Annotated in this window: 12 protein-coding genes; all 12 read right to left on the reverse strand. The window is 40.9% G+C overall.

The annotated features are described in order from the left end of the window. Positions 1–35: 35 nt before the first annotated feature. The 12 genes from rpoA to rpsH all read right to left on the reverse strand — a co-directional run bounded on the left by rpoA (position 36) and on the right by rpsH (position 6793). Entirely contained in the window at positions 36–1022 is a 987-nt protein-coding gene (gene rpoA, locus Q8J82_RS02510) for a DNA-directed RNA polymerase subunit alpha (protein WP_013147064.1), read from the reverse strand. 108 nt (positions 1023–1130) lie between these two features. Next, positions 1131–1760: a 30S ribosomal protein S4 gene (rpsD, locus tag Q8J82_RS02515; RefSeq protein ID WP_304890106.1), complete on the reverse strand. Its 630-nt coding sequence runs from the start codon at positions 1758–1760 to the stop codon at positions 1131–1133. Between the two features lie 44 nt (positions 1761–1804). Continuing rightward, positions 1805–2194, reverse strand: coding sequence for a 30S ribosomal protein S11 (rpsK, locus tag Q8J82_RS02520; protein ID WP_013147062.1), 390 nt, complete (start codon positions 2192–2194; stop codon positions 1805–1807). Between the two features lie 91 nt (positions 2195–2285). Beyond that, entirely contained in the window at positions 2286–2648 is a 363-nt protein-coding gene (rpsM, locus tag Q8J82_RS02525) for a 30S ribosomal protein S13 (protein WP_304890107.1), read from the reverse strand. A 170-nt stretch (positions 2649–2818) separates the two neighbouring features. Continuing rightward, positions 2819–2932 (reverse strand): 50S ribosomal protein L36, encoded by a 114-nt coding sequence (rpmJ, locus tag Q8J82_RS02530; RefSeq protein WP_013147060.1) that lies wholly within the window; start codon positions 2930–2932, stop codon positions 2819–2821. A gap of 50 nt (positions 2933–2982) precedes the next feature. After that, positions 2983–4263, reverse strand: coding sequence for a preprotein translocase subunit SecY (secY, locus tag Q8J82_RS02535; RefSeq protein ID WP_370653519.1), 1281 nt, complete (start codon positions 4261–4263; stop codon positions 2983–2985). Between the two features lie 46 nt (positions 4264–4309). Beyond that, positions 4310–4750: a 50S ribosomal protein L15 gene (gene rplO, locus Q8J82_RS02540; RefSeq protein WP_304890109.1), complete on the reverse strand. Its 441-nt coding sequence runs from the start codon at positions 4748–4750 to the stop codon at positions 4310–4312. After that, positions 4750–4947 (reverse strand): 50S ribosomal protein L30, encoded by a 198-nt coding sequence (gene rpmD / locus Q8J82_RS02545; protein ID WP_304890110.1) that lies wholly within the window; start codon positions 4945–4947, stop codon positions 4750–4752. Before rpmD ends, rplO begins: the two co-directional genes overlap by 1 nt. 2 nt (positions 4948–4949) lie before the next feature. Next, on the reverse strand, positions 4950–5462 hold the full coding sequence (rpsE, locus tag Q8J82_RS02550) for a 30S ribosomal protein S5 (RefSeq protein ID WP_013147056.1): 513 nt from the start codon (positions 5460–5462) through the stop codon (positions 4950–4952). Between the two features lie 27 nt (positions 5463–5489). After that, a complete protein-coding gene (gene rplR, locus Q8J82_RS02555) occupies positions 5490–5843 on the reverse strand; it encodes a 50S ribosomal protein L18 (RefSeq protein ID WP_300480887.1) in 354 nt (117 codons plus the stop codon). Between the two features lie 10 nt (positions 5844–5853). Beyond that, a complete protein-coding gene (rplF, locus tag Q8J82_RS02560) occupies positions 5854–6387 on the reverse strand; it encodes a 50S ribosomal protein L6 (RefSeq protein ID WP_304890111.1) in 534 nt (177 codons plus the stop codon). A gap of 10 nt (positions 6388–6397) precedes the next feature. Further along, positions 6398–6793: a 30S ribosomal protein S8 gene (rpsH, locus tag Q8J82_RS02565; RefSeq protein ID WP_013147053.1), complete on the reverse strand. Its 396-nt coding sequence runs from the start codon at positions 6791–6793 to the stop codon at positions 6398–6400. Positions 6794–6875: the final 82 nt, after the last annotated feature.

The following is a 6875-nucleotide window of genomic DNA, read 5'->3' on the forward strand; positions in this document are numbered from 1 at the left end:
TAATTCCTTAAAGTTTCTTTATTTATACCGGTCAATTAAGCTTTTTCAAGCCCAACAGGTGGCCAGTTTTCTAATTTCATGCCTAATGTAAGGCCACGAGTTGCGAGTACATCTTTAATTTCGTTCAATGATTTACGACCAAGATTAGGCGCCTTTAAAAGCTCATTCTCAGTACGTTGAATCAAATCACCAATGTAGAATATATTTTCAGCTTTTAAACAGTTAGCTGAACGTACAGTTAATTCTAAATCATCTACTGGACGCAATAAAATTGGATCAACCTGAGGTGCAGATTTCACTTCAACTTCACTTGGTGCGCCTTCTAAATCAGCAAAAACAGACAACTGACCCATTAAGATACGCGCAGCATCACGGATAGCTTGCTCTGGTTCAATCACACCATTAGTTTCAACATCCATCACCAGCTTATCCAAGTCAGTACGTTGCTCAACACGAGCGCTTTCAACTTGATAGCTTACTTTATTAATTGGGCTAAATGACGCATCAACCATGATAAAGCCAAGAACGCGATCTTCTTCATTTGCTTTTTGACGAGCTGGAACTGGTTGATAACCACGACCCATTGCTACTTTAACTTCTAAATTCAGTTTGCCGCCTTTTGTAAGGTGTGCAATCACATGATCGGGGTTAACAATTTCTGCATCATGGCCTGTTTCAAAATCGCCTGCAGTAACAACGCCTTCAACTGATTTATTTAAAACTAAAATAGTTTCTGACTTTGTATTTAGTTTTAAAGCTACGCCTTTAAGATTTAGTAAAATATCCACCACATCTTCTTGTACGCCATCTAAAGTTGAATACTCATGTACAACACCATCAATTTTAACTTCAGTAATAGCGAAGCCAGGAATTGAAGACAATAAAACGCGACGTAAAGCATTACCTAATGTGTAACCAAAGCCACGTTCCATAGGCTCTAACGTTACACGTGCGCGTAATGGAGATAATACCTCTACATCTACTACACGTGGTTTCAAGTATTCGGTAGGACTGTTTTGCATAGTTATACCTTTTAATTTTTGTATTAATCTCTACTAACTTATAGTTCTTAGAGTATATATTTAGGTGAACCGTAAACGGCTCACCTAACATAACAATTTAAATCTTAATTATTTTGAGTAAAGCTCAACTACCAATGATTCATTAATTGTTGGTGGTAACTCATCACGTTGAGGCTTAGCCTTAAAGGTACCTTTAAGCGCTTTAACATCAACTTCAATCCATGCTGGAAAGCCACGTTGCTCAGCTGCTTCTAGAGCACCTTTGATACGCAACTGTGTTTTAGATGATTCAGCCACACTCACAACATCACCAGCTTTAACTTGATATGAAGGAATATTTACGCGACGTCCATTTACCAAAATACTATTGTGGCGAACAATTTGACGCGCTTCAGTGCGTGAACCACCAAGACCCATACGGAAAGTAACGTTATCTAAACGGCACTCTAAAAGTTGCAACAAGTTTTCACCTGTAATACCTTTTTGGCGATCAGCTTCAGCATAATAGCTACGGAACTGAGCTTCAAGGACGCCATAAATACGTCGAACTTTTTGTTTCTCACGTAATTGTACACCGTAGTCTGATAGACGTTGGTTGCGACGTTGACCATGTTGGCCTGGTGGAAAGTTACGTTTTTCAATTGCACATTTGTCTGTGAAACACTTTTCAGCCTTTAAAAAAAGCTTTTCGCCTTCACGACGACACTGACGGCACTTAGGGTCTAAATTTCTAGCCAAGGGATTCTCCTGTTATCTCTACTAAAGTGAGCTTTAAGCTCAACTTAAATGCGGCGTTTTTTAGGTGGACGGCAGCCATTATGAGGCACTGGCGTCACATCAGTAATGCTGGTGATTTTAAAACCAGCTGCATTAAGTGCGCGCACTGCAGATTCACGACCTGGGCCTGGGCCTTTAATACGCACTTCTAAATTCTTAACACCGTTTTCTTGTGCTGATTTACCAGCAACTTCCGCAGCAACCTGCGCAGCGAAGGGCGTGCTCTTACGTGAGCCTTTAAAACCTTGGCCACCAGAAGTTGCCCATGACAACGCATTACCCTGACGGTCAGTAATGGTGATGATGGTATTGTTAAAAGAGGCATGCACGTGGGCAATGCCCTCTGCAATATTCTTTTTAACTTTCTTTCTTACGCGTACATTAGCTTTTGCCATGTTGCACTATCCTTACCAATAAATCTTACTAAAATTTGCCTATTTAAAAATCACAGGCCTAAAATTTTCCAACCACTAACTTTGAACCAAGTTATTTAGATTGCTTAATCGCTTTAACTGGGCCTTTACGTGTACGAGCATTTGTTTTAGTGCGTTGACCACGCACTGGCAAACCACGGCGATGACGAATGCCGCGATAACAACCCAAATCCATCAAACGCTTAATATTCATTGAAACTTCACGGCGCAAATCGCCCTCAACCTTTTCTTTAGCAACCTCATCACGCAGCTTATCTACATCAGCGTCATTTAAGTCTTTCATTTTTGTTGTCGCTAAAACGCCAGCTGCAGCACAGATTTTTTGTGCTGTAACACGTCCAATACCGAAAATTGCAGTTAATGCAACGTCAGCATGTTTGTTATTTGGGATGTTCACCCCTGCAATACGCGCCATACTTTACTCCAAATTTAGGTTTACCTAAAAATCTACTGCTTTAAAAAAGCCGACGATTCTAACAGTAAAACCAATTTATATCAATTAGCTTATCTTCTGATCAATTAAATATTGACCAACTTAATTAGCGGCTATGTTAAACAGCCACTAATTGGATTAATAAAACTCTATTAACCTTGACGTTGTTTGTGACGTGGATCTGTACAAATGATACGTACAACGCCACGACGGCGAACAACTTTACAATTACGGCATAATGCTTTTACAGATGCACGAACTCTCATTTATAACTCCATCACTTCTTAAACTACAGGTTCTAAATTATTACTATTAATTACTTTTGCGTATTGCCTTTGAAGTTGGCTTTTTTAAGCAGACCTTCATATTGATTCGACATCAAATGTGACTGAACTTGCGTCATAAAGTCCATCGTAACAACAACAATAATTAACAATGAAGTACCGCCAAAATAAAACGGTGTGTTGAATTTCAATCTTAAAAACTCAGGCAACAAACAAACCAACGTGATGTAGATAGCACCGATTAATGTTAAACGCCCCATTATTCTGTCGATGTATTTTGCAGTTTGGTCACCAGGACGAATTCCAGGAACAAACGCACCACTTTTCTTTAAGTTATCAGCCGTGTCTTTTGGGTTAAACTGCAATGCAGTGTAAAAGAAACAAAAGAAAACAATAGCAACGGTAAAAAACAAAATATAAATTGGCTGCCCAGGTGATAAAGCTGCGGCTATATCCTTGAGCCAATACATACTTTCTTTACTGCCAAACCAACCAGCCAATGTAGCAGGAAACATAATAATACTTGCCGCAAAAATAGGAGGAATAACACCTGCCATATTTAGCTTCAAAGGCAAATGCGTCGTTTGACCACCATAAACCTTATTACCCACCTGGCGCTTCGCATAATTTACAGTAATCTTACGTTGACCGCGCTCTACAAACACAACTAAAGCAGTCACTAAAATTATTGCTACCAATAAGAAAAAAGCCAATGGCACACTAAAAGCACCTGTATTAACCATCTCAGCGGTTGAGCCAAGCGCACTTGGCAAACCAGCAACAATACCTGCAAAGATAATGATTGAAATTCCATTACCAATACCACGCTCAGTGATTTGTTCACCCAACCACATTAGAAACATCGTACCGCTAACAAGTGTAACGACAGCCGTTAACCTAAAAGCCATCCCAGGATCTAACACTAAGCCTGGTTGACCTTCTAAAGCAATGGCTATACCTAATGCTTGAAAAGTTGCAAGCACAACTGTGCCATAACGCGTATATTTTGTAATAACCCTACGGCCAGCTTCGCCCTCTTTTTTAAGCTGCTCAAGTTTTGGAGAAACTGCCGACATCAACTGCATAATAATAGACGCAGAAATATAAGGCATAATCCCCAAAGCAAATACGGTAAATCTTGAAAGAGCTCCACCAGAAAACATATTAAACATGCCTAATATGCCATTGCTCTGAGACTCGAACAGCTTAGCCAACACAACAGGATCAATACCTGGTACAGGCACATGAGCGCCTAAGCGAAATACAATTAACGCACCTAACACAAATAATAGGCGGCTTTTAAGTTCACCCATTTTTGATGCTGTTTTCAATAAACTATCTTTTGCCAAAACAGTACTCTTATGCAGCTTCTAAAATTTTACCGCCAGCTGCTTCAACCGCGGCGCGAGCGCCCTTGGTCAATAGCAAACCTTGGATATTATATTTTGCAGTTACTTCACCAGATAAAAATAATTTAGCATTTTTAACTGTTCCTGAAACGATATTTGCTGCTTTTAATGCTAACAAATCAATCACTTCGTTTGGAATAAGAGCAAGTTCGCTAGTGCGTACGTGAGCCGTCTTAGCTTTTGTCATTGATTTAAATCCACGTTTTGGCAGACGACGTTGAATTGGCATTTGACCACCTTCAAAACCAACTTTATGAAAACCGCCTGTACGTGATTTCTGTCCTTTATGGCCGCGACCAGCTGTTTTACCAAAACCAGAACCGATACCACGACCAACGCGGCGACGTTCTTTCTTTGCGCCTTCAGCAGGCTTGATTGTATTTAATTGCATTATCCTTCTACCTTTAAGAGATAGCCCACAGTATTGATCATACCGCGAATTGCTGGAGTGTCTTGTAATTCAACAGTGTGGTGCATACGACGCAAGCCTAGGCCAGTAACGGTAGCTTTATGCGCCTGAATGCGGCCAATTGTACTTTTAACTAACGTCACCTTAATAGGTGTTGCAACTTTTTCTATTTTAGCCATGATTAGCCTCTAATTTCTTCAACTGATTTACCGCGTTTAGCTGCGATTTCTGCTGGTGTATTCATTGACTCTAGGCCATTTAAAGTAGCGCGAACCAAATTGTAAGGGTTAGTTGAACCGATACATTTAGCAACCACGTTAGTCACACCCATTACTTCAAAAATAGCGCGCATTGCACCACCAGCTATTATGCCAGTACCTTCTGAAGCTGGTTGAATAAACACTTTAGCTGCGCCATGCACACCAGTTACAGCGTGATGCAAAGTGCCGTTAGTTAAATTAATTTTCAACATACCACGACGCGCCTCGTCCATAGCCTTTTGTACAGCTACAGGCACTTCACGTGCTTTACCTTTACCCATACCAACAGCGCCATCGCCATCGCCAACTACTGTAAGAGCTGCAAAACTCATGATACGACCACCTTTAACCGTTTTACTTACACGATTAACTGCAATCATCTTTTCGCGCAAACCATCAGTCTGCTGCTGTTGCTGTTCCATTTCTCTCGCCATCATTAACCTCTTTAGCAATCAGACCAATTAGAAGGATAAGCCGTTTTCGCGAGCGGCATCAGCCAACGCTTTAATACGACCGTGATATTTATAGCCTGAACGATCAAAAGCAACAGTTGTAACACCAGCTTTAACCGCTTTTTCAGCAATAAGTTTACCAATAGCTGCAGCTGCTTCCACATTGCCGCCATTTTTAATGTTTTTACGAACGTCAGCTTCTACCGTTGAAGCACTAACAATTACCTTATCGCCAGATTCAGCAATAATTTGTGCATAGATGTGCGTATTTGTACGGTGCACACTTAGACGTGTAACTTTTAGCTCTGCAATTTTGGCACGGGTTTTACGTGCACGACGCAAGCGATTATTTACGTTGTTCATTTTTTAAGCCTTATTTCTTTTTGGTTTCTTTAATTGCAACAACTTCATCAGAGTAACGTACACCCTTGCCCTTATATGGCTCTGGAGCACGATAAGCTCGAATCTGTGCAGCAACCTGGCCAATCACCTGCTTATCAACACCTGTTAACAGAATTTCTGTTGGTGTAGCAGTTACCACAGTCACGCCAGCTGGCATTTTGTGGTTGATTGGGTGTGAATAACCTAACTCCAAGTTCAATATAGCGCCCTGTGCAGCAGCTTTGTAACCAACGCCAACTAGCGTTAATTTACGTGTAAAGCCCTCTGAAACACCTTTAACCATATTTGCCACTAAGGCACGCAATGTACCTGACATTGCACGTGAGTGTTGAGCATCACTTGAAGCTTGAAACGTAATTGTTTCTCCTTCACGTTTAAGCACAACCGCACTTGTTAGCGGATGAGACAATTTACCTAATGGACCGCTCACATCAATTGAATTAGCACTTAATACCACTTCAACTTTGGCTGGAATAGCGACTGGATTTTTAGCAACACGTGACATTTGCTTCTCCTTAAGCCACTACGCAGAGCACTTCGCCACCGATACCGGCAGCTTGAGCTTTACGATCTGTCATTACACCCTTAGATGTAGACATAATTGTCACACCAAGACCATTCATTACCTTAGGAATCTCTTGAGACCCTTTATATACACGCAAACCCGGTTTGCTAATACGCTGTATACGCTCAATAACTGGGCGACCAGCATAATATTTCAAGCTAATAGTTAAAGTAGCTTTACCACCCTCAGTTTGCACTGCAAAATCTTCTACATAACCTTCTTCTTTAAGCACGCTAGCAATAGCAGTCTTAACATTTGATGAAGGCATAGCAACAACCGCTTTGTTAACCATTTGCGCATTACGAATACGCGTCAACATGTCGGCAATCGGATCACTCATACTCATAGCTATATCCTCCTATTACCAGCTGGCTTTAGTGACGCCTGGCACTTGGCCACTCATCATTAAATCGCGTAATTTACTACGC

The sequence above is a fragment of the Methylotenera sp. genome, from assembly GCF_030684185.1.
GTDB lineage: Bacteria > Pseudomonadota > Gammaproteobacteria > Burkholderiales > Methylophilaceae > Methylotenera.